At 71.6% G+C, this 24,736-nt stretch carries 19 protein-coding genes; 14 read left to right on the top strand and 5 right to left on the bottom strand.

Annotated elements, in window-relative coordinates; all coding sequences use genetic code 11:
- Window positions 1-23 precede the first annotated feature (23 nt).
- Window positions 24-1,034 carry a class I SAM-dependent methyltransferase gene (locus tag AB0E90_RS30460; protein ID WP_360413324.1) on the top strand — a complete coding sequence of 337 codons (1,011 nt, stop codon included), beginning with the start codon at window positions 24-26 and terminating at the stop codon, window positions 1,032-1,034.
- Between the two features lie 133 nt (window positions 1,035-1,167).
- Here the strand turns inward: AB0E90_RS30460 and AB0E90_RS30455 are convergent, their stop codons facing one another.
- Window positions 1,168-3,498, bottom strand: a complete 2,331-nt coding sequence (locus AB0E90_RS30455; RefSeq protein ID WP_360413321.1) for a glycosyltransferase family 2 protein — start codon at window positions 3,496-3,498, stop codon at window positions 1,168-1,170.
- Window positions 3,499-3,601: 103 nt separating this feature from the next.
- Here AB0E90_RS30455 and AB0E90_RS30450 point away from each other — a divergent pair, with 103 nt between their 5' ends.
- Genes AB0E90_RS30450 through AB0E90_RS30435 form a run of 4 tightly spaced genes read left to right on the top strand, consistent with a single transcriptional unit; the run spans window position 3,602 to window position 8,857 of the window.
- A complete protein-coding gene (locus tag AB0E90_RS30450) occupies window positions 3,602-5,638 on the top strand; it encodes a glycosyltransferase (RefSeq protein WP_360413318.1) in 2,037 nt (678 codons plus the stop codon).
- Complete coding sequence (locus AB0E90_RS30445) at window positions 5,625-6,224, top strand: hypothetical protein (RefSeq protein WP_360413315.1); 600 nt, start codon at window positions 5,625-5,627, stop codon at window positions 6,222-6,224. Before AB0E90_RS30450 ends, AB0E90_RS30445 begins: the two co-directional genes overlap by 14 nt.
- Before the next feature lie 27 nt (window positions 6,225-6,251).
- Complete coding sequence (locus AB0E90_RS30440; protein ID WP_360413312.1) at window positions 6,252-7,844, top strand: hypothetical protein; 1,593 nt, start codon at window positions 6,252-6,254, stop codon at window positions 7,842-7,844.
- A complete protein-coding gene (locus AB0E90_RS30435) occupies window positions 7,841-8,857 on the top strand; it encodes a class I SAM-dependent methyltransferase (protein ID WP_360413309.1) in 1,017 nt (338 codons plus the stop codon). The genes AB0E90_RS30440 and AB0E90_RS30435 overlap by 4 nt, the downstream gene beginning before the upstream one ends.
- A 12-nt stretch (window positions 8,858-8,869) precedes the next feature.
- Here the strand turns inward: AB0E90_RS30435 and AB0E90_RS30430 are convergent, their stop codons facing one another.
- Entirely contained in the window at window positions 8,870-9,355 is a 486-nt protein-coding gene (locus AB0E90_RS30430) for a CAP domain-containing protein (protein ID WP_360413306.1), read from the bottom strand.
- Between the two features lie 222 nt (window positions 9,356-9,577).
- Between AB0E90_RS30430 and AB0E90_RS30425 the strand changes: the two genes are divergently transcribed.
- Together AB0E90_RS30425 and AB0E90_RS30420 are read left to right on the top strand one after the other, a co-directional pair.
- On the top strand, window positions 9,578-11,758 hold the full coding sequence (locus tag AB0E90_RS30425) for a glycosyltransferase (protein WP_360413303.1): 2,181 nt from the start codon (window positions 9,578-9,580) through the stop codon (window positions 11,756-11,758).
- Window positions 11,755-12,432 carry a hypothetical protein gene (locus AB0E90_RS30420; RefSeq protein WP_360413300.1) on the top strand — a complete coding sequence of 226 codons (678 nt, stop codon included), beginning with the start codon at window positions 11,755-11,757 and terminating at the stop codon, window positions 12,430-12,432. Before AB0E90_RS30425 ends, AB0E90_RS30420 begins: the two co-directional genes overlap by 4 nt.
- Here AB0E90_RS30420 and AB0E90_RS30415 read toward each other — a convergent pair.
- Window positions 12,421-14,436 carry an acyltransferase family protein gene (locus tag AB0E90_RS30415; RefSeq protein WP_360413297.1) on the bottom strand — a complete coding sequence of 672 codons (2,016 nt, stop codon included), beginning with the start codon at window positions 14,434-14,436 and terminating at the stop codon, window positions 12,421-12,423. The two genes, AB0E90_RS30420 and AB0E90_RS30415, sit on opposite strands and share 12 nt — an antisense overlap.
- 111 nt (window positions 14,437-14,547) lie before the next feature.
- Between AB0E90_RS30415 and AB0E90_RS30410 the strand changes: the two genes are divergently transcribed.
- Genes AB0E90_RS30410 through AB0E90_RS30400 form a run of 3 tightly spaced genes read left to right on the top strand, consistent with a single transcriptional unit; the run spans window position 14,548 to window position 17,523 of the window.
- The gene (locus AB0E90_RS30410) at window positions 14,548-16,104 is read left to right on the top strand and encodes a hypothetical protein (RefSeq protein ID WP_360413294.1); all 1,557 of its coding nucleotides are present in this window, start codon (window positions 14,548-14,550) and stop codon (window positions 16,102-16,104) included.
- Window positions 16,101-17,108, top strand: coding sequence for a glycosyltransferase family 2 protein (locus AB0E90_RS30405; protein ID WP_360413291.1), 1,008 nt, complete (start codon window positions 16,101-16,103; stop codon window positions 17,106-17,108). Before AB0E90_RS30410 ends, AB0E90_RS30405 begins: the two co-directional genes overlap by 4 nt.
- A complete protein-coding gene (locus AB0E90_RS30400; protein WP_360413288.1) occupies window positions 17,095-17,523 on the top strand; it encodes a GtrA family protein in 429 nt (142 codons plus the stop codon). Before AB0E90_RS30405 ends, AB0E90_RS30400 begins: the two co-directional genes overlap by 14 nt.
- On the opposite strand, the gene AB0E90_RS30395 is transcribed toward AB0E90_RS30400, so the two are convergent.
- Window positions 17,520-18,782 carry a nucleotide sugar dehydrogenase gene (locus AB0E90_RS30395; RefSeq protein ID WP_360413285.1) on the bottom strand — a complete coding sequence of 421 codons (1,263 nt, stop codon included), beginning with the start codon at window positions 18,780-18,782 and terminating at the stop codon, window positions 17,520-17,522. The two genes, AB0E90_RS30400 and AB0E90_RS30395, sit on opposite strands and share 4 nt — an antisense overlap.
- A 58-nt stretch (window positions 18,783-18,840) precedes the next feature.
- On the bottom strand, window positions 18,841-20,685 hold the full coding sequence (locus tag AB0E90_RS30390) for a stealth family protein (RefSeq protein WP_360413282.1): 1,845 nt from the start codon (window positions 20,683-20,685) through the stop codon (window positions 18,841-18,843).
- Between the two features lie 245 nt (window positions 20,686-20,930).
- On the opposite strand from AB0E90_RS30390, the gene AB0E90_RS30385 reads away from it, so the two are divergent.
- The 4 genes from AB0E90_RS30385 (at window position 20,931) to AB0E90_RS30370 (ending at window position 24,736) form a co-directional block, all read left to right on the top strand.
- Window positions 20,931-21,158, top strand: coding sequence for a hypothetical protein (locus AB0E90_RS30385; protein WP_360413279.1), 228 nt, complete (start codon window positions 20,931-20,933; stop codon window positions 21,156-21,158).
- Window positions 21,159-21,219: 61 nt separating this feature from the next.
- The gene (gene ffh, locus AB0E90_RS30380) at window positions 21,220-22,782 is read left to right on the top strand and encodes a signal recognition particle protein (protein WP_360413276.1); all 1,563 of its coding nucleotides are present in this window, start codon (window positions 21,220-21,222) and stop codon (window positions 22,780-22,782) included.
- A gap of 61 nt (window positions 22,783-22,843) precedes the next feature.
- A complete protein-coding gene (locus AB0E90_RS30375; RefSeq protein WP_360413273.1) occupies window positions 22,844-23,428 on the top strand; it encodes a Uma2 family endonuclease in 585 nt (194 codons plus the stop codon).
- Window positions 23,429-23,659: 231 nt separating this feature from the next.
- Window positions 23,660-24,736 carry an amidohydrolase family protein gene (locus AB0E90_RS30370; RefSeq protein ID WP_360413270.1) on the top strand — a complete coding sequence of 359 codons (1,077 nt, stop codon included), beginning with the start codon at window positions 23,660-23,662 and terminating at the stop codon, window positions 24,734-24,736.

The raw sequence follows: 24,736 nt of genomic DNA, 5'->3' as shown, positions 1-24,736 counted from the left end.
TAAGCAGGCGGGGTGGCGGCGCGGTGGCTGGACGAGTGATAGCGAAACTGAAAAGGCTGGTCAAGGCGCTGCTAGGGCTCTCGTCCCGGCAAGTCGCGGGGCTTGCCGTGATGGCGGCGGTCGGGGTCGGCGTGGCCGTCGCGGCGGCGGCCGGCCGGGCCGCGCTCGCTACCGGCCTGCTCGCCCTGCTGGTGGTGGCGATGACGGCCGGCGTGGTCCACCTGTCCCGGCGGATCGGCGGGGTCAACCGCGCCACCCAGGACGCGGTCCGCGACCTGCGGGTGGTCGTCGAGCAGTTGCAGCGCCGGGTGATCGCCTCGGTGGAGAAGGAACGCCTCGCCGCCGGCGACCGGCACCAGGAGCTGACCGAGGCACTCGCGCGCAACGAGCGGCTCACCGGCCGCGGCGCCGAGCTGCTGCTGCGCGAGCAGAACCAGGAGATCGAGGCGCTGTTCCAGCTGTTCCAGCAGGTCAAGCCGCGGGCGCCGATGCCGGCCGGTGGCGGGCTCAACCCCACCGACCTGCTCGGGCTGCTCACCATCGCGGCCGGTCGGCAGCCGGGGCTGACCGTGGTGCTGGGCGGCGGGCCGGCGACGGTCTGGCTCGGCTACGGACTGGAGGCCACCGGCGGGCGGCTGGTCGCGGTCGATCACGACAAGAAGCGGGCCGACGACACCCGCTTGATGCTGCGCGAGCACGGACTCGACCGGGTCGAGGTGCGGCACGCGGCGTCGACCGAGCTGACCGTGGAGGGGCGCGCCGTCGACTGGTACGACGTCGACGCGCTGGCCGGCCTCGCCGACATCGACCTGCTCGTGGTGGACGGCACGGCCGCGCCCGGCGCCGAGGCGGTGGCGCCCGCCCTGCACGTGCTGGGCCGGCGGCTCGCCGACGGCGGCGCCGTGGTCGTGGACGAGGTGCCTGGTCGGATCGCGCCGCGGCAGGGCGTCTTCGGCCTCACCGAGCAGCGCCGCTTCGCGGGGCGGTGGACCACGCTCGCCCAGCCGTCGACGCCCGCCACGGTCGCAAAGTAAACGCGACCCCGCCGCGGGGGACGGCGGGGTCGCGGGTCGCGGGAGGCAGGGGAATCTCCCGCGACAGCCGGTCGGGGAACCGGCCGTTCTTGGTGACTTACAACCCCAAGAATCGGTTGGCCGGGGGCCCGCTTTAACTTCGGCTCGGGTGCCCTTGGGTTGCCAACAGGGCAGCGCGCTCGGCGTAGAGCTCGTGACCGTGGTTCCGGCGTACGAAATCGGGCCCTTTTGCGGCTTGGGCGTGCAGCGCCGGCCGGTTCTCGTGCAGAGCCCGGACCGTCTCCGGCACCTCCTCGGGCTCGCAGTAGACGGCCGCGTCGCCGAACGTGGCGGCATACCGGTAGGGGAGCAGCACCACGCAGCCGGCCGCGAGCGCGGCGAGCACGTCCGGGTCCGGATCGGCCGGCACCTCCGGTCGGGGCAGGTGCAGGTAGAAGTCGACCTGGTAGAGGAAGTTGCGCAGGGTGACCTCCTCCCGGCCGTAGACCAGCCAGGCGCGCGGGGCGCCGAACCGGCCGAACGACCGCCCGGCCGAGCCGTCGTCGTCGAGCAGCCGCAGGTCGACCCGGCTCGAGTCGGGCAGCTCGTCGCGCAGCCGCCGCCATTCGGCCCGGCCGCCCCGGCAGCGGCGGCCGACCACCGGCCGGTCGCCACGCGGGCCGCGCCGGTCCAGCCGCCAGTGCCCGACGTCCACAGTTCCGGGCAGGTCGACGGCGGTGAGCAGGTCGCCGGGGGCGCCCACGGCCAGCGGATCCTCGGCGAGGGCGGCGGTGAGGTGCCGCCGGCCGTCCGGGCCGGCCGGTGCCCACAGCGGGCGGCGGCCGAACAGCCGGCGGGCCGCGGCCGCGGCCGACCGGGAGATCGCCGCCGACTCGATCACCACGCGCTGGGCGCGGATGCCGCTGGCCAGGTCGGGGGCGTGCTGCAGCACCCGGGCCGAGCGGGCCACCACGAGCCGCGTGCGTACGTCGTCGGTCAGCTCCACCTGGGTGATGTCGCCGGAATTGATCAGTTCCTGCACGGCCGGGTCCAGGTTGTGCGGGCCGCTGCGCAGGTTGGCCAGTTCGTCCAGGTGCAACAGGGCCGCGCGCAGGCCGCGCTTGTCCAGCGCCCGCAGCTGCCCGATCCCGGCGGCTCCGGCGCCGCCGTCGGTGGTCCAGTCGCCGGCCAGCAGCACGTCGTAGGCGCGGGCGCCGGTCACGCCGCGGATCCGGCGCGGGGCCGCGAACGCGCGCGGCTCCCGTGGCGCCGCGGTCCCGGCCATGATCCGCCGATGCCAGGCCTGGAACGCGGAGAGATAGGAACGGCGGGCCGGGTGCATCCAGCCGACCCGGTAGTCGGCGCTGGACAGCGAGCCGGTGCTCAGCCGGATCAGGGCCAGCGGTGGTCCGCCGAGGTGCTGGGTGGCGGACCGGCCGAAGACGGCGCGGGCGCGTTCGACGTACTCGGCGTCGGCGCCCTTGCGGACCGCGTCGAGGTAGCCGACCCGGTCCAGCGCGATCTGCCGGCGAAACATCAAGGACGAGAGGTTGTACGACCGGGTCTGCTCGACGCCGGGCCGGGTCAGCACCAGGTCGGGGGTGACCCGCATGCCGGTCGACGTGGTCGAGAAGACGGCGTCGTCGGCGAGCAGCGGAGCGACCTGCTTCTCCAGCCGCAGCGGGTGCGACCAGTCGTCCGAGTCCTGGAACGTCGCGAAGTCGCCGGTGGCGGCGTCGAGGCCGGCGTTGCGGGCCACGTAGGTGCCGCCGTTGGTCACTATCCGGATCACCCGGACCCGCGGGTCGAGGGCGGCGGCGGCCCGCAGCACCGCGTCGAACTCCGGCGGCGAACCGTCGTCGACGACCAGGATCTCGTGGTTGGTCCAGGTCTGGGCGACCAGCGAGCGGACGGCGGTGAGCAGCGCCTGGTCGGGCCGCCAGGTGGTGACGATGGTGGTGATGCGCGCGGGGTGGCCGAGGCGCTGGGCGGCGCCGCTGGTCAGGCGGTCGAACGCGTCGCCGGGGCCGTCGCCGACCCGGATGCCGGGGTGTGGCGTCAGCTCCGCGAAGCCAGCCGCCCAGTCTGCGCCGCTGCCCCCGGCAAAGGGATTGGCCAGGTCGAGTCCGACCGCCGCGCGGATCGGGTCGGCGACGTCGGGGTACTCGTCGAGCAGCGAGATGGCCAGGGAGCGGTCGCCGGCCACGTAGGCGAGCTGGACGTGCAGTCCCTGATGCTCGGGCGCGATGACGCCGGCCCGGCGCAACCGGGCCAGGATGGCGAGCGCCCCGGCCTGGTCGTCCGGGCGCAGGTCCTGCAGAGCCAGCACCCGGGCCAGCTCGCCGGCCAGCCACGGCTCGGTGGCCTCGCCCGCGATCACCGCCTCGGCCGAGGCTGCCCCGGCCGCGCGGGCGAGCGGCCCGCGAGCGGCCACCGAGCGGGCCTGCAGGGCCGCAACGGCCAGCGGATCCGGTCCGGATGTCATCAGCAATCTCCTCGCGGCGGCGTACTCCTCGGAGTTCTTAACGAACCACGGCGCAAGGTGAATTGTCCGTATCGCCCACTTAGTTCCCGTCGTTTGACCGACCGTGACCTTGTACGACGTCGCCATCCTGTCCGACCTGCGATACCCGGGGGGCAATTCGGCGAGCATCGTCGCCGAGGTCCGCGCGCAGGCCGCAGCCGGGCTGTCCACGGTGCTCATCCACGTGCCGTCCCCGCATCTGCGGCACGCCCGCCCGTTCCAGTCCCGGATCGTCGCGTGCCTGCGTGACGGCCTCGCCGACCTGGCGCACGACGACGGATCCGAAGTGACCGCCCGGGTGCTGCTCATCCGCCAGCCCCGCATCTTCACCTCGGAGCCCGCGGTCGTGCCGAAGGTGCGCGCCGGGCACACCATCGTGGTGCTCAACCAGCCGCCCGGCGACGAGCGCCAGGACGAGCGCTACTACGTCTTCGACGACGTCCGGGAGCGGATCGAGCGGCTGTTCGGCGACGGCGTCGTCTGGGCGCCGATCAGTGGGCAGGTGCGCGACAACGTGCATCGGGTGGCGCCGCGGACGACGCTGCCGGACACCGACTGGCACGAGATCATCGACGTCTCGGACTGGGCCGCGGAAGACCGCGAGCCCGGCCCGGTGCCGGTCATCGGCCGGCACGGCCGGCCGGACGAGGTGAAGTGGCCGCGCGATCCGGGTGAGCTGCTGCAGGCTTACCCGGACTCGGCGGAGGTCAAGGTCCGGATTCTCGGCGGCGGCGAGATAGGTGTACGCCGTCTCGGCCGTCTCCCGGGCAACTGGGACGTCATCGAGTTCGGCGCGGAATCGCCACGCGACTTCCTGGCCGGGCTCGACTTCTTCGTCTATTTCCACGACCCGGACTGGAAGGAGGCGTTCGGCCGCACCATCCTCGAGGCGATGGCCAGCGGGGTGCCGGTCATCGTCGGCCCGCACTTCCGCGGCATCTTCGGCGATGCTGCCCTCTACACCGACCCGGCCGGCGTACGGGATCTGGTCCGCCGGCTCCATGCCGACCGGCCCGCGTACGAGGCCCAGGTCGAGCGGGCCCGCCAATACGTCACCGAGCAGTTCGGCAGCGCCTCGCACATCGCCCGGCTCGCCTCGCTCGGCATCATGCCCCGCGCCCGCCGGCGCCTCACCCACCCGCCGGTGCGCCCGTCCCGGCCGGATCGGCGGGTGCTGCTGGTCGGCGACGACGTGGCCCGCTTCCGGGCGATCGCCCGCCGGCTTCCGGCCGGCCTCGAGGCGGTCGTGGTGGCCGGCTCGGCCGGGTTGGCCGACGCACACGCGGCCGGGCTGCTCACCGAATACCTGCCCGACGCGGCCGAGCTGGGTGCGCCGGCGGCCCGCTGGGACGGATTCGTCCGTGCCCGGCTCGGTCATCTCGTCGAGCTCTACCAGCCGCGCGCGGTGCTGGTCGGCGGCCTGCCGCACGACGGCGTCCTCGCCGCGATCGAGGAGAACCCGCTGCCACGCTGGCTGTGGCTACGCCCGGCGATGTGGCGGCGCGGCACCGGCGGCCACTGGGCCGGGCGCGGCGCGGCCTTCGCCGGCATCCTGGAACCGGGCGAGTTCGCCGCGGCCGGCGACGAGGGCTGGACCACCACCGCCCGGGCCGGGGTTTCCACCGTGGCACCGATCACTGACCGGCCCGACCGCCGACCTGACCGGCATGCTCGCCGCGACGACGACACGCTGCTCTGCCGGGGTGTGCAGGCGTCCCTGCCCGGCTTCCGCCCGATCGAAGCCGTCGAGGCCGCCGAGGCCACCGCCGTTGAACTGGGCGAGGTCGCGGTGGCGGTGTCCCGGGCCGACTACACCAACTTCCACGAGCTGCTCGGCGCCGGCGTGCCGACCGTCTTCGTGCCCGACCCGGACGCGACCGACGACGAGCTGGCCCGCGCCCGGTTCGCGGCCGCGGCCGGGGTGGCGCGGTACGCCACCGACGACGAGTCGGCCGCAACCGAACTGGAGAAACTCGCCGATCCGGCGGTGCGGCAGGCAATCCGCCGCCGCTGCGCCGAGCTGTCCTTCGGCAACGGCGCCAACGACGCGGCAGTCTGGCTCGCCGGCCACTGCCGGGAGGTGAATCGTGCCCGACACTGACGATCTGTCGCTGGCCCGGTGGGAGGTGGCCGCGCTGACCGGCCGCCTGCGCTGCGTCGAGGCGGAGCTGGACGAAGCGGTCCGCGACCGGCAGCGCGCCCAGGATCTGATGCTCGAGCTGCGGCGCAGCCGCTCCTATCGGGTCGGCAAGACCCTCGTCGACCTCGCCCGCGATCCGATGCGGACGAGCCGGCGGCTGATGCGCCGGCGGCCGGTGACCGCAACTCGGAGCAAGCCCGCGCCCGGTCCGATGCCGGCCCGCGTCTACGTGGCCGTCGGGCTCGACCGGGACGCCTCGCACGACCTGGTCCGCGCGCTGCGGCAGCGCATCCAGGTGGACGGCGATCACCTGCCGGTCGTGGTCACCGACCAGCCCGCGCTGCGCGGCCTGCAGATGCCCGGCGTGGTACTGGAGTACCTGCCCGACCCGGTCACCTGGTCCCGGCACCAGACCGGCGAGTGGGAGGCCCTGCTGGCCGGCCGGGTCGCGCAGCTGTGCCGCGACCACCGGGCGGCCCGCACGGTCGTGGTCGACCCGCGTGACCCACTCACGCTGGCCCGCCTGCTCGAACCGTCGCGTTACTGAGCCGATCGTGATTTCGTTGGCCACTTCGTGACCGCGTCCGTGCTCGAAGCCGAGGCCCCCAAGGTCGCGATGCGTTTCGTCGTCGAGGGGCCGCCCGTCGGCGCGCTCTGGCGGCGGGCCCTTCTGCGAGCGGCCTTCGCGCCGCTGGTCGTGCTGGCGCCGCTGCTGGCGATGGCGCCGACCGCCGACCACCGATTCAACATCTACTGGCACGGCGGCCTGTTCCGGGACGACCCGTTGCGGATCGTCCCGCACACGCTCGACTCGATGCCGAGTTATCTGCGGATGGGCAACTTCCGGCCGCTCGGGCGGATGCTCGAGAAGCTGCTCGACCTGATCGCGTACGTCCTCGGCGACGTCGTGGGGATCCCGGCCAACATCGCGTTCCGGCTGGTGTCGTTCGCCGCCGCGGCGCTGCTCGGCGTGGTGGCGATGCTGCTGGCGGAGAGCATCGTGGCCCGCGGCCGGATGTTCCGGCGGGCGCCGTCCACGCTGGCCGCGGTCGTGCCGTTCGCGGTGGCCGGCGGCCTGGTCGCGGCCGGCCGGGCCAGCCCGGTGGTGCTGTTCGCCGGCCTGTACCTCAGCTCGGCCGCCCTGGTCCTGGCCGTCCCGGCGATGCTGTGCCGGATCCACTCGCAACGCCCGATCCGGTGGTGGTGGATCCTGCCGCTGATCGTGGCGGGCGCCGCGCTCGCCTCGTTCAACGAGGTCGCCTACCTCGCCCTCCCGCTGGCCACCGTGACCGTGCTGGCGCGCGGCCGGTGGGTGCTCGAACTGACCGGCCGCAAATTCTGGCTGGCCGCGCCCATGCGCGTACTCGGCCTGCTCTGGCTCGGTTTTCTTCCGGTCTTCCTGGCCGTCCGGGCGGTCATCAACCACTACTGCTCGGTCCGGGCCTGCTACAGCGGCTCGGACGTGTCGGCCGGCCCCGAGGTGTTCGCGGCCCTGCCGAGCCGGGCGCTCGGCTGGTTCCCGCCGCTGATGTGGGGCGACGCCGCCGGCGGGCGAACGTCGAGCATCGTGCTCGTCGTGGCCGGCGCCGTGCTGCTGGCCCTGGCCGTCTTCGCGCTCCGCGACCTGGGCCGGATGTCCGTCGTGGACCGGCCGGCCGGGGCGGCGCTGGTGCTGGTCGCGGCCACCGCGGTGCTGCTCGGCGCGACCATGGGCGCGCTCAACGGGGAGATCCAGCGGGTCGCCGCGCACGGTGACTGGGGGATGGGCTGGCGCGACTCGGCCATCACCATGCCGGCCGGCGCGCTGCTGCTCGTCGCCCTCGGTCATCTGATCCGGCCGGGCCGCCGGGCGCTGATCGCCGGGCTGGTGCTGCTGTTCGCGGCCGGCGCCACCGTCTCGGCCACCGTGAACAAGAGCTTCCGGGACGCCGTGATGGCCGCCCCGGCCGCCCGGCTCGACAACCGGCTCGCCCAGGCCATGGCCGACTTCGATCCGACTCCCGGTGGACAGGCGCGGCGCTGCGAGCTACGCGCCGAGTTCTTCGCGATGTTCGCCGACGCGCCGTTCTCGCGGTACCGCTTCGACCAGTCGTTCGACGTCGCGGCGCAGCAGAAGGCCGGGGTCCAGTTCTGCCCGCACGCTCCGATTGCCCGGGGAGGCAAATGATGGAGAGACTCCGGAAGATCACCCCTACGCAGGCCGTTCTGCTGGCCGCCGCGATCGTCCTCGGCACCGCGATCGGCGGCAGCTCGCTCACCGGTCACGTCGGCCTCGCGCTGGCCGTGCTCGGCGTGGTGCTGGCCTGCCTGGCCGCCGGGCTGGTGCTGGTGCTGCACCGGCTGGCCGTGTTCGGCCGCGAGCAGCGCCGGGCCTACCGCGAACAGCGGGCCGTGCTCGACCAGACGCAACGCCGGGTGCTCGGCGCGGTCGAGCAGTTACTGCTCACCGCGGGCGACCGGCACCGGGAGCTGACCGAGCTCAACGCCGCCGCACAGAAGGCGGCCGCGAACGGCACCGACCGGCTCCTGCGCGCGCAGACCGGCGAGGTGGAGGCGCTCGTCCAACTGTTCCAGGGGTTCACGCCGCGGGCGCCGATGCCGTCCTCGGGTGGCTTCGCGCTCAACCCCACCGACCTGCTCGATCTCCTGCACCTGATCCAGGTGCGCCGGCCGAAGCTGGTGCTGGAACTGGGCAGCGGCACCTCGACGGTGTGGATCGCGTACGCGTTGGAGAAGGCGGGCGGCCGGCTCGTGTCGCTCGACCACGACCCCGGTTACGCCGAGAAGACCCGGATCGCGCTGGCCGCGCACGGGCTCACCGAGGTGGCCGAGGTTCGCGACGCGCCGCTGCGCCCGGTCGTCCTGGACGGCCGCACGTTCCCCTACTACGACACCACGGCCGTGGCCGACCTGCGCGGTGTCGACCTGCTGCTGATCGACGGGCCGCCGGAGAAGACCGGCAAGGACGCTCGTTACCCGGCCATGCGGGTGCTCGAGGACCGGCTGGCCGACAACGCCACCGTGGTCTTCGACGACGCCCACCGGCAGGACGAGGCGGAGGCGCTCCGTAAGTGGGTGGAAACGATCGAGGGCCTCACCCAGGAGGAAGGTGAGGCCCGCGGACGGCACGCCGTGTTGTCGTACCGCCGGATCGTTCGTCAGTTGACGCCGGCGCAGTGACTGTCAGACGGCTCAGTAACCGAAGTCCTGGGTGTAGTACGGGGTGCCGTTGGCGGCGTAGACCGCGCCCACGCCGACCCGGGTCGACGCGCAGTTGAGGATGTTGGCGCGGTGGCCCGGGCTGTTCATCCAGCCCTTGACGACCTCGGCGGCGCTGCGGTAGCCGTAGGCGATGTTCTCAGCGGACGGCTTCGAGTAGCCCGCGGTCTTGATGCGGTAGTCGAAGGTCGAGTTGCCCCGGCCGGTGTGGCTGAACGAGCCGGTGGTGGCCATGTAGGCGCTGTGCGCACGGGCCGCGGTCAGCAGGTGGCCGTCGACGGTGAGCGCCTTGCAGCCGTGCGCCGCGCGCTGCTGGTTGATCAGGGTGTTGATGCCGTTCTGCAGGTTGACCACGCTGGTCGGGGCGGCCTGGGCCGGTGCGGCGAAGAGCAGAACCATGCCGAGCAGGGTGGCGGGGATCATCGCGATCAGGGCCAGACGCTTGGTGATGGTACGCATCGAGTTGAACTGCCTTTCGCCGTGTGGGCCCGGCTGCTACCGCCGGGTTCACCGACATAGTTCGGCGACGCTTCAGGCCCGATGAAGCCCCGGCGGTTGCCTTGCCGTGGCCCTTGAGTTGCCGCTCGGTTGGCTGCCATCGGCCGGTTGCCGTCACGGTGCGTACCTGTTTGCCGTTAGTTGTAAGGGACCATGCTGTGCCGACTGAGGGAGATCACCACAGTGCCCGAGACCGCCTTTGACGTGGCGATCCTGTCGGACTTCCGTTATCCCGGCGGCACCTCGGCCAGCATCGCCGCCGAGGTGCAGGCGCAGGCCGAGGCCGCCCTCTCCACCGTTCTCGTGCACGTGCCGTCACCGCACCAGCCGCGCGCGCTGCCGTTCAGCCCGCGCATCAGCGAGCTGCTCCGCGACGGCGTGGCCACGCTGGCCCGCGACGGCGAGCCGGTCTCCTGCAAGCTGCTGCTGGTGCGCCAGCCCCGCATCTTCACCGAGGATCTGGCCGTGCCGCCGGAGATCCGGGCCGAGCGCACGGTCATGGTGATCAACCAGGCGCCCGGCGATGTGGGCAACCCGTCCCGCTACTACGACTTCGCGGCCGTTCGCGACCGTGTGCACCGCTATTTCGGCGACGACGTCGAATGGGCCCCGATCAGCTCGCAGGTGCGCGACCTGGTGCGCCGGGTCGCCCCGGACGCGGTGCTGGCGCCGGCCGACTGGCACGAGATCATCGACGTGGCGCACTGGTGGCGCGATCGGGACGGCTTCGTCGGCGACGTGCCGGTGATCGGCCGGCACGGCCGCGGCGACCCGGTGAAGTGGCCGCTCGACCCGGAGGAGATCCGGCAGGCCTATCCCGAGCGCGACGACGTGCGGGTGCGGGTGCTGGGCGGCGGCGAGATCGCGGTGCAGCGGCTCGGCCAGAAACCGGACAACTGGGACGTGGTTCGCTTCGGGGCCGAAGCGCCCGAGGAGTTCCTGCGCACTATCGACTTCTTCGTCTACTTCCACGACCCCGACCTGGTCGAGGCGTTCGGCCGGACCATCCTCGAGGCGATGGCCAGCGGCGTCCCGGTGATCATCGGGGAGCACTTCCGGCCGACGTTCGCCGAGGCCGCGCTCTACGGCACGCCGGCCGACGTGCAGCGCCTGGTCGCCGAGCTCTATGCGGATCCGGCCCGCTACCGCGAGGTGGTCAGCCGGGCGCGGGAGTTCGCCGAGCGCCGGTACGGCCACCAGTCGCACCTGGCGAGGCTGGCCGAGTTCGGGCTCCGGTCGAAGCTGACCCCGCCCAAAGCGGACCAGAAGCCTGTCGGGGGCAGTAAACGGCGCGTCCTCATGGTCAGCGACAACGGCGCCGGGATGGGACACCTGTCCCGCCTGATGGCCATCGCCCGCCGTCTGCCGGCCGGCATGGAGACGGTGATCGCCACCCAGTCGTACGCCGCGAGCGTCGCCCACCAGGAGGGCTTCCTCACCGAGTACATCCCGTCCCGGAAGGTGCTCGACGCCGCCCAGCCCCGCTGGACCGCGGTTCTGCGCGCCCGGCTCGCCCACCTGATCGAGCTGCATGAGCCGAGCATCGTGGCGGTCGACTGCCTCCCACACCCCGGCATCGTCGAGGCGGTCCGCGACCACCCGGAGATCGTTTGGGTGTGGGTGCGCCGGGCCATGTGGCAGCGCGGCGTCGGCGCCGACTGGATCACCGAGGGCAAGGTCTTCGACCACGTGCTGGAGCCGGGCGAGTTCGCATCGCCGGCCGACGCCGGGCCGACCGTCGCCGACCGGGCCAACGTGCACCAGGTCGGCCCGATCACGTTCCTCGACGAGCGCGAGCTGCTCGACCGGGAGGCGGCCCGCACGGAGCTGGATCTCGACGGCCGGCCGGCGGCGCTGCTGCAGCTCGGCGCCGGGAACATCAACGACATCGCGTCGCCGATCGCACGGATCTGCGCGCACCTGTCCGGTCACGGCTTCCAGCTGGTGCTGGCCGAGTCGACGATCGCCACCCGGCCGATGCCGAAGGTGCCCGGCGCCAAGGTCATCAAGATCTATCCGGTGAGCCGCTACCTGCGGGCGTTCGACCTCACGGTGAGCGCGGCCGGCTACAACTCGTTCCACGAGCAGATCGGGTTCGCGGTCCCCACCGTGTTCCTGCCGAACACCTCGACCCGGCTCGACGACCAGCTCGGCCGGGCCCGGTTCGCGGCCGCCACCGGAGTGGCGCTGACCGTCGAGGACCCGTCCTCGGCCGAGCTGGAGCAGGCGCTGGACCAGGCGGTCCGGCCGGAGGTGCGGGCCGGGCTCGCCAATCGTTGCCGCGAGCTGGGAAGCGCCGGTGGCGGTGCCGCGGCCGCCGCCTGGCTCAGCGGCCTGCCCGAGAACACGTGGAGGATGGCGTGACGGAACGCGTGAAGATCCCGGTCGGCCGGGTGGCCGTGCTGGACGCCTCGGAGCGGGCCCGCTGGGAGCTGGCCGCGATGGCCGGCCGCCTGCGTTCGCTCGAGGTGAAGCTGGCCGAGGAGCAGGCCAGCTCCGAGGAGATGCGCCGCGAGCGCGACCGCGAACGCCGCCGCCTGGAGCGGCTGCGGCACAGCGAGTCCTACCGGCTGGGGTACGGCCTGGTCTCGCTGGCCAAGGATCCGCTGCACACAGTGCCCCGGATCGCGCGGGCGGTGGTGCGCCGGATGCGTGGCCGGCACCGGGCCGGGAGCGCGCCGGTCCGCCGGGCGCCCGCCGCCGCTCAGCGCCCGCCGGTCCACCTCTACGTGGCGATCGGCCTGGACATCGTGGCGGTGCGCGAGTTCGTGCTGACCCTGCAGCAGCGACTGCTGGTCAGCCCGGACCATCGCCCGGTGGTGGTGACCGACTGCCCGTCCTTCGCGCTGCTGCGTGACCTGGGCGTGCTGCTGGAGTACCTGCCGGACCGGGCGACCTGGGAGAAGCACCGCCCGGACCGGCCCTGGGACGACGTGCTCTCCCAGCGCCTGACCCGGCTGTACCGCGACCACGACACGGCCCGGACCATCATCGTGGACCGGGCCCAGCCGCCGACCCTGGCCGACCTACTCCGCTAGAACGGGTAGCCGGGCCCCGAGCAGTGGGGCCAGGGCGGCGGAGTACGTCGTGGTCATGTGGTTCGAGTCGCGGTAGACCAGCAGGTTGCCGACCACCGGCGGGCAGGCGTCGGTGCAGAACCAGGTGATCGGATTGATCACCGTGGTGCGCGGCCGTCCGGCGTACGCCAGGAACACCTGTCGCTGCTCCGGGCCGCGCAGCGCCGATCGCAGGCTGCGGGTGCACTTGCCGGCGTGTCCGGCGTTGGCCGGTTCGGCGAGGCATTCCGGAACCGGACCGCCCATGTACGGGGTGTCGGCGATCGCCGCCACCCGGGCGCCGGTCGCCTCGAGCGCGCCGAACGTGCGGTCCCAGGCCGCCCGCCACTGCCCGGCGACGTCCGCGGCGGGCTGGGCCGGCCGGTAGTTGAAGCTGGACCCGATCACCACGAGCGACGGGCGCAGCCGCGCGATCCGGTCCAGCGCCGAGGCGTGGAAGGCCTGGCACTCGGTGTAGGCACGCTTCAGGGTGTCGTGCCAGACCGGCAGGTCGGCGGCGGTGCACGAGGTCTTGGTGAGCTCCACGAGGCGCCAGTGCCGCTGCGTCGCGAGCGCCTCCATGGCGGGGAACCACTGCGCCGCGTGCGAGTCGCCGAACAGCACCACCGTCTCGGCGCCGTTGAGGTCGCCGAAGACGCAGCCGGTCGGCGCGACGGTGACCGGAGTGTCGGCGTGGCAGCCGTTGTCCCAGACCCGGGGCCGGTCCCGGGCGGCCTTCGTGAGCTTCGGCAGCAGGTTGGCGGGCAGCGCGCCCATCGCCCGGCTCGCCTCGATCGCGCGGGCCAGCTCGGCGGCCGGGTCCTTCGCGGTGGCGAGAGTGTGGCGCAGGTCGGCGCGGCGCCCGGCGGATTCCACGCCGTGCGGCAGCAGCACGAGCAGCACCGCGGTGGCCGCGACCGCCGCCGAAAAAGCGGCGCCCACGCTCAGCGACCGCAACGCCGGCCGGCGGCGGTGCCGCAGCGGGTTCTCCACGAACCGGTAGGTGAGCCAGGCCAAGCCGAGCGCACCCACCGCGAGCAGCAGTTTCTGCCACGTCCTCGCGGCCGGGAACATCATCAGCACCGGCCAGTGCCACAGGTACCAGCTGTAGGAGAGCCGGCCGATCGCCTGCATCGGCCGGAGGCCGAGCAGCCACCCGACGCCTTGGGCTTTGTCACCGGCGGCAAGCAGGGCGACGGCGCCGGCCACCGGGAGAAGAGCACGCCAGCTTGGGTACGCCGTGGAATCGTCGAACAGCACCGCGGCAAGGAGGATCGCCCCGAGCCCGGCCCAGCCCAGCAGGGCGCTCTTCGGGACCCGCCGGATGCCCAGCGCCAGCAGCGCGCCCGCGCCCAGCTCCCAGGCCCGGGTGTGCGGTCCGAAGTAGGCCCAGGGCGCCGAGCGGGCGGTCTCGGTGATGCTCAGCACGAAGGAGGTCACCGACAGGACGGCGAGGACCGCCGCGAGCGGGCGGCGGCGTCGCCACAGATGCGCGCCGGCCAGGATGAGCAGCGGCCAGACCAGGTAGAACTGCTCCTCGACGGCGAGCGACCAGAAGTGCTGGAACGGCGACGGCGCCTGGTCGGCCTGCAGGTAGTCGGTGCCGATCGCGGCGAACCGCAGGTTGGCGAAGTAGCCGGTGGCGGCGAGCGCGTCCTTGCCGAACTCGCCGAGCCGGGTCAGCGGCATGAGCAGCCGGGCCGCGATCAACGTCGCGACCAGCACCACGGCTGCGGCCGGCAGCAGCCGCATCGCCCGCCGGGCATAGAAGCGGGGCACCGAGATGCGGCCGGTCCGCTCGGCCTCGCGCAACAGCAGCGAGGTGATCAGGAAGCCGGAGATGACGAAGAAGACGTCCACTCCGACGAAGCCGCCCTGAACCCCGGGCAGCCCGGTGTGGGCGGCCACCACCAGCAGGACGGCGATCGCCCGGAGCCCTTCGATGTCGGGCCGGAACCGGGCGGGTGGCAGGACCGAGAGGGGCATCGATCGGGGCCGAGTCTCCACTACTGCGTTGCGCACCTCATGCCAACGCTCGCGAGGGCGGGCAGGACGCGTGTGACGCAACTTTCGGCAAGTCGTGGTCGTTGCTCATTCGTGACCGCCGAGATCGTCAACGTCCCGCCGCCACGCGCGGAGGCCGATCCGTCGGCGCTCTCCATCACCCCCGCGCCGCCCGTGCGCCGGCAGTGGCGGGCGGTGCTGCTGCGCAGCGTCCTGGTGCCGCTGATCGTGCTGGCGCCGCTGGTCACCCTCACCCCGTCGGCCGACCACCGATTCAACGTGTACGCCAACGGCGGCCTCTACGGTGCCAAGCCCTGGCTGCTGGTCCGCAATGCGTTCAGCACCGTGCCGACGTTCCTGGACCTGGGCAACTTCCGGCCGCTGGGCCGGATCACCGAATGGTCCCTGGACGTGGCCGTCTTCGCGCTGACCGCGCTGTTCGGCCTGCCGGCCAACATCGGGCTGCGACTGGTCTCGTTCGTCTCTGCCATCCTGCTGACCATCGCGACCGTGGTCTTCGCCGCCGCGGTGGTCTCCCGCCGTGACCGGTTGTTCGCCACGCCACCGCCGGTGCCGGTGGCGCTGCTGCCGTTCGCGGTCGGCGCCGGCCTGGTCGCGGCCGGCTGGACGAGCACGACGGTGCTGTTCGGCGCGCTCTACCTCGCCACCAGCGCCCTGGTGCTGGCCGTCGCCGCCTGGGCGTGCCGCAGCCGCCGCCCGGGCGTGCTGGTGGTGCTGGCCGGCGCCGGGATCGCCGCGTTCAACGAGCTGGCCGTCCTGGCCGTCCCGCTGGCCACGGCAGCGGTGCTCGTCCGGAATCGCGTCGTTCTCGGCCGGTCGCCGTTCCGGGGACCGAATGCCCGGTTCCTCGTGCTGCTCTGGGCCGGCTTCCTGCCGGTGTTCCTGCCGGTGCGCGCGATCATCTACCTGCGCTGCGCCGACGGCGGCTGCTACGCGGGCTCCGACCTCGCGCCCGCCGGGGCGCCCGCGGCCCTGCCCGGCCGGATGGTGTCCTGGCTGCCGCCGCTGATGTGGGAGCAGGCCGCGCACGGTTTCCCGCGGGTCGCGGCCGCCGTCCCGGTGCTGGCGCTGATCGCCCTCGCCCTGGTGGCCTGGCGGACCGTGCCCGGCCTGCGCCGGCTGCCCGCCCTCGACCGGGGGCAGACCTACGGCCTGGCGCTCGCCGCCGTCGCGTTGCTGATCCTGGCGTCGTCGATCGCCGCGCTCAACGCCGACGTGCAGCGGTTCGACATCGGGCTCGGCTGGCGCGACAGCGGTCTGACCACGGCCGCCGGCAGCATCCTGCTGCTCGTCCTCTGGCGCCGCTACCTGGTGGTGGCGCTGGTCGGGCTGGTGCTGGCCGGAACCCTCTCGGCCGCCGCCAACAAGGACTTCCGCGACCGGGCCGCCCGCGGTCCGTGGCCGTACCTGCACGACCGGATCGCGCAGGAGGTCGCCGATTTCGACGTCACGCCGGCCGGCGACGCCCGCCGTTGCGCGCTCCGCGCCACCTTCGTCCAGACCTCGGCCCACAACAACCACCAGGGCGTGGGCCCCAACGAGCAAGAACTGAGGCGCTTCGACGTGAGTCTCAACCGTGCCACGATCCTGCTGGCGGGCGTTCGCTTCTGCAGCACGGCTCCGCGATGAGTGAGCGGAGCGAGCGAATCAATCGGCTCAGTGCCCTGGTGTCGGTGGTTGCGCCGATCTTCAACGAGGGCCCGGGCGTGGAACGGTTCGTGCGCCGGCTCACCGACGTGCTCGGCGACGCCGGCCTGCGTTACGAGCTCGTCCTGGTGGACGACGGCTCCTCGGACGACTCCTGGGACCGCATCGTCCAGCAGGCCCTCGCCGACGACCGGGTCCGCGGCATCCAGCTGTCCCGCAACTTCGGCAAGGAACCGGCCGTCCTCGCCGGACTGGAGCACGCCGCCGGCGACGCCGTCGTGGTGATCGACTCCGACCTGCAGCACCCGCCTACCGCCATCCCGGCCATGGTGCAGCGCTGGCGGGACGGCGCGCACGTGGTCGAGGCGGTCAAGCGCAACCGCACCGGGCAGGGCCTGATCGGCCGACTCGGCGGCAAGGTATTCAATCAGGCGTTCACCGGCCTCACCAAGGTCGACCTGGTCAACGCGACCGACTTCCGGCTGCTCAGCCGGCCGGCGCTGGACGCCCTGCTGAAGATGCCGGAGCACTCCTCGTTCTTCCGCGGCACCTCGAGCTGGATCGGCTTCCGCCGCACCACCATCGAGGTCGATATCGACCACCGCGAGGGCGGCGCGTCGCGCTGGACCTTCCGCTCGCTGTTCCGGCTCGCCGTCAACGGGCTCACCTCGTTCACCTCGGCGCCGCTGCACCTGGTGACTATGGTCGGCCTGGCGTTCGCCGCGTTCGCGGTGCTGCTCGGCGCGCAGACGCTCTACCGCTGGCTGCGCGGCGGCTCGGTGGCCGGCTTCCCCACCGTCATCCTGCTGCTGCTGGTGATGGGAACGTTCATCCTGCTCGGGCTGGGCGTGATCGGGGAGTACCTGGCCCGGATCCACGAGGAGGTCCGCGGCCGCCCCCGTTACCTGGTGCAGGAGCAGTCGGCCCAGTCGGCCGCGACGCCGGTGCCGGAGCAGTTGGTGCGGGCCGAACGTGCCGATCACTGAGAGACTGGCTCGTCCCGGTCTGAGGCGGCTCTGTCGCTATGCGGTCAGCGGCGGGGCCAGCGCGGCCACCCATTTCGGCGTGGGCCTGCTTCTGAACGGGGCGGGTGTCCGGCCGGTGGTGGCGTCGACGGCCGGATTCGTCGCGAGCATCCTGGTCTCGTACGGCCTGCAGCATGCCTGGGTTTTTCGCTCCGAGGCCGGCCATGCGGTGGCCGGTGGTCGCTTCCTGGCCGTGACCGCCGCCGCTTTTACGCTCAACACCGTGGTGTTGTGGCTGGGCACCGAGGTCCTGCATGCGCCGTTCGTTTTTGTGCAGGCGGTGGCGCTGGTGGCCATCCCGGTCCTGAACTACACGCTCAACTCGCGCTGGACGTTCGCCGAGGGGGCCCGCCGGACCCCCTCGGCCAAAAGCTAGAGGCGGTGTGCCTCGCGGGCGGTGGTCACGCCGCGGGTGTCGAAGAAGCGCTTCGCCACGCCGGCCAGGTGATCCGCGTCGTACTCCCGGTGGTGCTGCACCAGGATCACCAGGTCGGCCGAGGCGGCCGCGCCCTCCAGGTCATCGGTGCGGGTGATCTCGACGTCGCCGACCTTCCAGGTCGGCACGTGCGGGTCGTGGTAGAGCACGGTCGCGCCCAGTGAGGCGAGCTGCCGGGCCAGCGGCGTCGCCGGCGATTCCCGCTGGTCGGCGATGTTCGCCTTGTAGGTGACCCCGAGCATCAGGATCGTGGCGCCGTGCACCGCCTGGCCGTCCGCGTTCAGCAGGTTCTGCGCCCGCCGGGCCACGTAATCCGGCATCGTCGCGTTGATCTCCTGGGCCAGCTCCACGAAGCGGAACGGGTAGCCGAGCTTGCTGCGTACGTTGTGCGAAAGGTAGTTGGGGTCGATCGGGATGCAGTGGCCGCCGACGCCCGGCCCGGGGTAGAACGCCTGGAACCCGAACGGCTTCGTCGAGGCCGCACGGATCACGTCCCACAGATCGATGTCCAGCTCGTGGCAGAACCGGGCCATCTCGTTGACCAGCGCGATGTTCACGTGCCGATAGGTGTTCTCCAGCAGCTTCGCGGTCTCCGCCTCGCGGGTGCCCTTGGTGCGCACCACGGTGTCGACGAACCGGCCGTAGAACGCGGCCACCCGGTCGCTGCACCCGCTCGTGTAGCCGCCGACCACCTTCGGTGTGTTCCGGGCGCCGAACCGCTCGTTGCCCGGGTCGATCCGCTCCGGCGAGAACGCGAGGTGGAAGTCGATGCCGGCGGTCAGCCCGGAGAGCTTCTCCAGCAGCGGCCGGACCACCTCGTCGGTGGTGCCCGGGTAGGTGGTCGACTCGAGCACGACCAGCATGCCGGGGCGCAGGTTGCGGCCGATCGCCTCGGTGGCGCCGATGACGGCGCGCAGGTCGGGGCCGTCGCCCTCGGCGAGCGGGGTCGGCACGCAGATGACTGCGGTGTCCGCCCGCGCGATCAGGGTCTCGTCGGTGGTGGTGTGGAATCCGCCGGCCAGCATCTCGGCGACGTCGGCGTCGCTGAGATCGTCCACGTGCGACCGGCCGGCGGTGAGGGAGTCGACGAGGCGTGCGTTGACGTCGAAGCCGAGCACGGTCATGCCGGCCCGGATGGCCTGCTGCGCGAGCGGCAGTCCCACATACCCCAGTCCCAGGACAGCGACATCATAAGTCACGAAATTTCCCCCTCTTTGGGGCCGGCGGTTTCGCCGGCAGATTTCGGGTCAGGAAGCTTTAGGCGACGCTGGAGTCCGAGGCGGACGGCGGCGTCGGCTGCGCGGGCAGGGCGATGTCCGGATGTGGCTGATCCGGGTGCGGCTGATCCGGGTGCGGCTGATCCGGGTGCGGCTGAGCGGAACGCGAGCTCTGCCGGGCCACCACCGGTCCACGCGGCAGCTCGAGCCGGGTCGTCGCCGGGCGCGGGGTCGCCAGCTCGTACGGCGACGGGAACGGCAGGTAGGCCGGCAGGAAATCGCCCAGCAGCGCGGCCTGCTCGGCGGCCGCCGACACCGACGAGTCGGTGTCGTTGAGGCAGAACGCGTCCAGGTGCCGGTCGTGCAGCACCCGGGCCAGCCGCATCGGCGTCCCCGCGTCGGCCAGGTCGGTGTACATGTATTTGATCTCGCCGGGCGCCGCCCGCCCGGTCAGGTAGCCGTAGTACTGCTGCAGCGACGACAGCAGCGAGACGTCCTCCGGATGCCGGAACGGATGCTCGGCCGTCGCCGCCACCTGCTCGGCGAAGCGCAGCTCGATCTCGGCGAGCACACTGCGCCGCGACGGGTGCGGGGTGTGCTTCATCTTCCGGGTCAGCACCCGCCCGAACGCCTGCTGGATGAGCCGCCGGTTGTTCTTCCCGGCCGAGTTGGCCGGCGGGTCGTCGTCCCGCCGCGGCGCCGAGTCGACCAGCGCGGTGGAGGGGAAGAACCGGGTCAGCCCACCCGGCGTGAAGAACATCTCCGGCGGCACCGGCCGGGCCAGGAAGACGTCGTCGTTGAGGTAGAGGAAGTGCTCGGACAGCCCCGGGATCCGGTGCAGCCGGGACTCGATGGCCTGCGAGTTGAACGTCGGCAGCCGCCCGGTCTCGCCGAAGATCTCCCGGTGGCTGACTACGGTCAGATCCGGCCGGGTGGTGTCCAGCCAGGCCGGCACCTGACCGTCGGTGACCAGGAAGATGTGCCGGACCCAGGGCGCGAACGAGTGCAGCGCGCGCAGCGAGTAACGCAGCTCGTCCCGCGAGGCGTACCGCGAGTCGTTCGTGGCCAGTTCGCTGATCTCGGCGACCCAGTCGTTCTCGCCCATCGCCCGCGCCTTGCGCTCGAGCCACTCCGGGTCGCCGCCGTCCACCCAGGTGTAGACCACGTCGATCGGGAACGCGACTCGGTCCGGGCTGACCATCGTGAAGATCTCGCGGGTGCGGTAGGAGGCCGGATCACTCGGCGCGCTGAACGAGCCGAACACGTGCTCGCTCGCGTCCACCACCGGCTCGTCGACCGGCACCACGTCGGCGACCGGGTTGCTGCGCGGCCCGATCATGTTGCCGTCCACGACCTGCCAGAACTCGACCTCGCAGCCGTACTCCGGCCCGAACACCAGGTTTCCGCCCGGGTCGGTCACCGGGCGGCTCAGCCGCAGCACGGTCGCGGTCCGGCGACCACGTCGCCCGTGCCGGCCCTGCGGCCGGACGATCTCCAACAGCCCGGCGTCACTCGCGCTCAGCGTCTCGAGCAGGGCGATCACCCGGTTGCGGTCATCTTCCAGTACGGCGACAGCGGAACCGGTCACCGAGTCGACCGGGATCCGGAACCAGTCGATGGCCGCCGTCTCGAGCGCGGTCACGACTCGGTCGAGGTTCTCTCGGCGTACACCTGCCGGGGTTGCTCTTTCGGTGACCCGCGCCGCCACCCGGGTCCACCCAGCCCGGACCCGCCGCTGCCGGCCGCTGCCCAGCGGAACGACCCGCCTGGCCGTGGCCAGGCGGCGTTCGGCCGGCAGATAGCGCAGCAGCTTGTGCTGCATGCCGGCCATCAGCCGGCGTCGGACCGGCCAGGGCGTGTGTCGCAGGATCCGCCGTATCGGCACGCCGTCGTCCTTCCGCCCGGCCGTTGTGGTCACTGACCCTCAACGGCTGCCTCGACTCGAAGTTGCGGTCGTATGTGACGCCTGATATCGCCGGTATACGCGGTTTGACCGGTGTGACGTGGGAAAACGGCTGTGACCAACCCCTACGGGTGCGCTCAGGGATAACGCCCATGGGCAGATTTGCCTCGCTGAGGCATCGTGGAGGCCGACGCTCTCTTCGGCGTCGTTTCCAGGAGGAGGACCCGATGGGCAAGGCTCTCGCGTTTCTGCTGGCCCTGATCGGCGGCATCGTGGTGGTCGGCTGGGTGGTGCACGCCATCATCGGCCCGCTGTTCTACCTGATCCTGGTCGCGCTGGCCGTCGTCGGCGGCGTCTACCTGTACTCGAAGGCCAAGAAGTCGCTGGCTCCCGGCACTCGCACCCAGAACCGCATCGAAGCGGCCCAGAAGACCTACCGGATGCGCAACCGGTAAGGATTCGCCCGGGCGGCTAGGCTTGCGGCATCGCTCCTTCTGACCTACGGGAAGTCTTGCCGTGTTTGACACCTTGAGTGGCCGCCTCTCCGGCATCTTCGACAAGCTGCGGAGCAAGGGCCGGCTCACCGAAGCCGACATCGACGCCACCGCCCGCGAGATCCGCCTCGCGCTGCTCGAGGCGGACGTCGCGCTGCCCGTGGTCAAGTCCTTCATCTTCAATCTGAAGGAGCGGGCCCGCGGCGCCGAGGTCTCGCAGGCCCTCAACCCGGCCCAGCAGGTCATCAAGATCGTCCACGAGGAGCTCGTCACCATCCTCGGCGGCGAGGGCCGGCGCCTGCAGTTCGCCAAGACGCCGCCCACCGTGATCATGCTGGCCGGCCTGCAGGGTGCCGGTAAGACGACGCTGGCCGGCAAGCTGGCCCGCTGGCTCAAGGGCCAGGGCCACCAGCCGATGCTCGTCGCCGCCGACCTCCAGCGCCCCAACGCGGTCAACCAGCTGCAGGTCGTCGGCGGCCGGGCCGGAGTCGACGTCTACGCGCCGGAGCCCGGCAGCGGCGTCGGCGACCCGGTCAAGGTCGCGAAGGACTCGATCGAGCACGCGAAGCGCACGGCGAAAGACATCGTCATCGTCGACACCGCCGGCCGCACCGGCATCGACGCCGAGATGATGCAGCAGGCCCGCGACATCCGCGACGCCGTCGACCCCGACGAGGTCATCTTCGTCATCGACGCCATGGTCGGCCAGGACGCGGTGCAGACCGCCGAGGCGTTCCGCGACGGCGTCGGCATCACCGGCGTGGTGCTCTCCAAGCTCGACGGCGACGCCCGCGGTGGCGCCGCGCTCTCCGTCCGGCACGTGACCGGCGAGCCCATCCTGTTCGCGTCCACCGGTGAGAAACTCGAAGACTTCGACCTCTTCCACCCCGACCGGATGGCCAGCCGCATCCTCGGCATGGGCGACGTGCTGACCCTCATCGAGCAGGCCGAGCAGGCCTTCGACGAGGATCAGAAAGAGAAGATGACCTCCAAGCTGCTCGGTGGCGAGCAGTTCACCCTGGAGGACTTCCTCGACCAGCTGATCGCCGTGCGCCGGATGGGCCCGATCGCCAACATCCTCGGCATGATGCCCGGCATGGGCCAGATGAAGGCCCAGCTTGACGACCTCGACGACTCGCACTTCGACAAGGTCACCGCGATCATCCGCTCGATGACCCCGGGCGAGCGCACCAACCCGAAGATCCTCAACGGCTCCCGCCGCTCCCGCATCGCCAACGGTTCCGGCGTCACCGTGATGGACGTCAACCAGCTGCTCAATCGCTTCGCCGACGCGCAGAAGATGATGAAGCAGATGACCGGCATGATGGGCCTGCCCGGCGCTAGGCGTAAGGCCACGAAGAGCCCGAAGAACAAGCGCAAGGGCACCAAGAGCGGCTCGACCCGCCCCCGCGCGATGCCCGGCGGCGCCATGCCGGGCGGCTTCCCGGGCGGCATGCCCCAGCTCCCCCCGGGCCTCGACCCGAACGCCCTGGGCGGTGGCGGCGGCCCCGGCGGCTTCAAGCTCCCGAACATCGACTTCAACAAGCTGATGAAGCCCCAGAAGGACGACGACGACAAGAAGTGAGCGAGGTGGCAGCACTGGTCGTGGGTAAGGTAGTCTCGTGACATCCCCTGAGGAGGTCCCGATGACTGCGGCCCTACAGCTGCCGAGCCTGCTGGATGAGAAGCAGGACTGGACCGTCGATGACCTGGCGAGCCTTCCAAAGGATCTTCGTTACGAGTTGATCGACGGAAGGCTCGTCTTGCCGTCCCCTACCGGTTTCCATCAGATTCTGGGCGTCGAACTGGTCCTGGCTCTGCGCCCCGGGTGTCCGTCCGGCTATGCGCCCGTTCCTGATCTTTCCCTTAGTGTCGATCGCAGCAACGAGCTGCGTCCCGACGTGGTGGTGATTCCGGAGAGTGCGCTCCGAAGAAGCCCTGTGCCGATCGACAATGCGTTGCTGGCACTCGAGATCGTGTCACCGAGTTCGCGTGCTAGAGACATGAAGTCGAAGGTTGTGGCCTATGCTGCCGCGGGCGTGCAGAGCTACTGGGTTGTCAACCCCGAGGATGTGGACGGCATCGTGCTCACCGAGTTTCGGCCGGGCGTCGATGGCGCTTATGACGTGGTGACAAGTACGAACAAGCTGTTCACCACTGAAGTGCCCTATTCGGTTGTCATCGATCTGCCCGCCCTTACCCGCCTTCGGAACAGGGTTTCCGGAGACTAGTAGTCATGGGTAAATTGGACTCATGACTACCTCTCGGGCCGATTCCGTGATGACCGGCGGCTGGACCGTTGATCGTCTGGCCGAGCTTCCTGACTTTCCCCGCTACGAGCTGGTCGACGAACGAGCCGTATCCCGTGACTATCGACCTACCCGCGCTCACAGCTGAGTGGAGGCGGCGGTGGGATCGGATCCGCACCCGAAGCTGACGCTCTGATCGGGTAGGAATTACCCATGGCGTTTCATGTGCGTGGGGCGGTCCTGCCTGAGGGCGACGTTCGGGATCTGTGGCTTGTGGGGGATCGGGTTACCTTCGAGCCGGTCGCCGATGCCGAGACCATCAGCGATGGCGGCTTCATTGTTCCTGGGCTGGTTGATGCGCACTGCCACCTTGGGATCGCCCTGGGGGCCAAGCCGATCACCAGCCTTGACCAGGCCCGGGAACTTGCCTTCACCGACCGGGACGCCGGGGTGCTGGCGCTTCGCGATGCCGGGTCGCCGTTTCCCTATCCCGAACTCGATGACGAAGTGGAGATCCCGCGGCTCGTCCGGGCCGGGCGTCACGTTGCGCCACCCCGGCGCTATCTGCGGGACGTCGGGATCGAGGTTCCGGCCGAGGAGGTCGCGGCCACCGTCACCGCGCAGGCCAAAGCCGGCACCGGCTGGATCAAGATCGTGGGGGACTGGATCGACCGGTCGGTCGGGGATCTTGCGCCGTCCTGGGATGCCACCACCATGACCGCCGCCGTCGAGGCCGCGCACGCCGCCGGGGCCCGGGCCGCCACGCACACGTTCTCCGAGGAGGGCGTGGAGATCATGGTCAAGGCCGGGGTGGACTCCGTTGAACACGGGACCGGGCTCTCGCTCGACCTGATCGACGAGATGGCCCGGCGGGGGACCGCACTGGTGCCCACGATGATCAACATTCGGACCTTCGGGAACATCGCTGATCAGGCGCGGGAGAAGTTCGCCGGCTATGCCGATCACATGATCGCGCTGCGGGATCGGTTCCCGAGCGTGGTGCGGGCCGCGCACGAGGCCGGCGTGCCGATCTACATCGGGACCGACGCCGGTGGCGGGATCCGGCACGGACTCGCTGCCGAGGAGATGCTGATCATGGAGGAAGCCGGGATCCCGGCCGCCGACATCATCGCCTCCGCCTCGTGGAAGGCGCGGGAATGGCTCGGCTTTCCGGGGCTGGTCGAGGGCGGCCTCGCCGACCTGGTGGTCTACGAGGCCGACCCTCGAGCCGATCTCCGGGTGGTGCGGGCCCCGCAGCGGATCGTGCTGCGCGGCCGAGTCATCAAATAG

Source organism: Actinoplanes sp. NPDC026619 (assembly GCF_040638295.1).
GTDB lineage: Bacteria > Actinomycetota > Actinomycetes > Mycobacteriales > Micromonosporaceae > Actinoplanes.
Note: the sequence above shows the minus strand (reverse complement) of the source record. Positions and strands in the feature narration are given on the sequence as shown.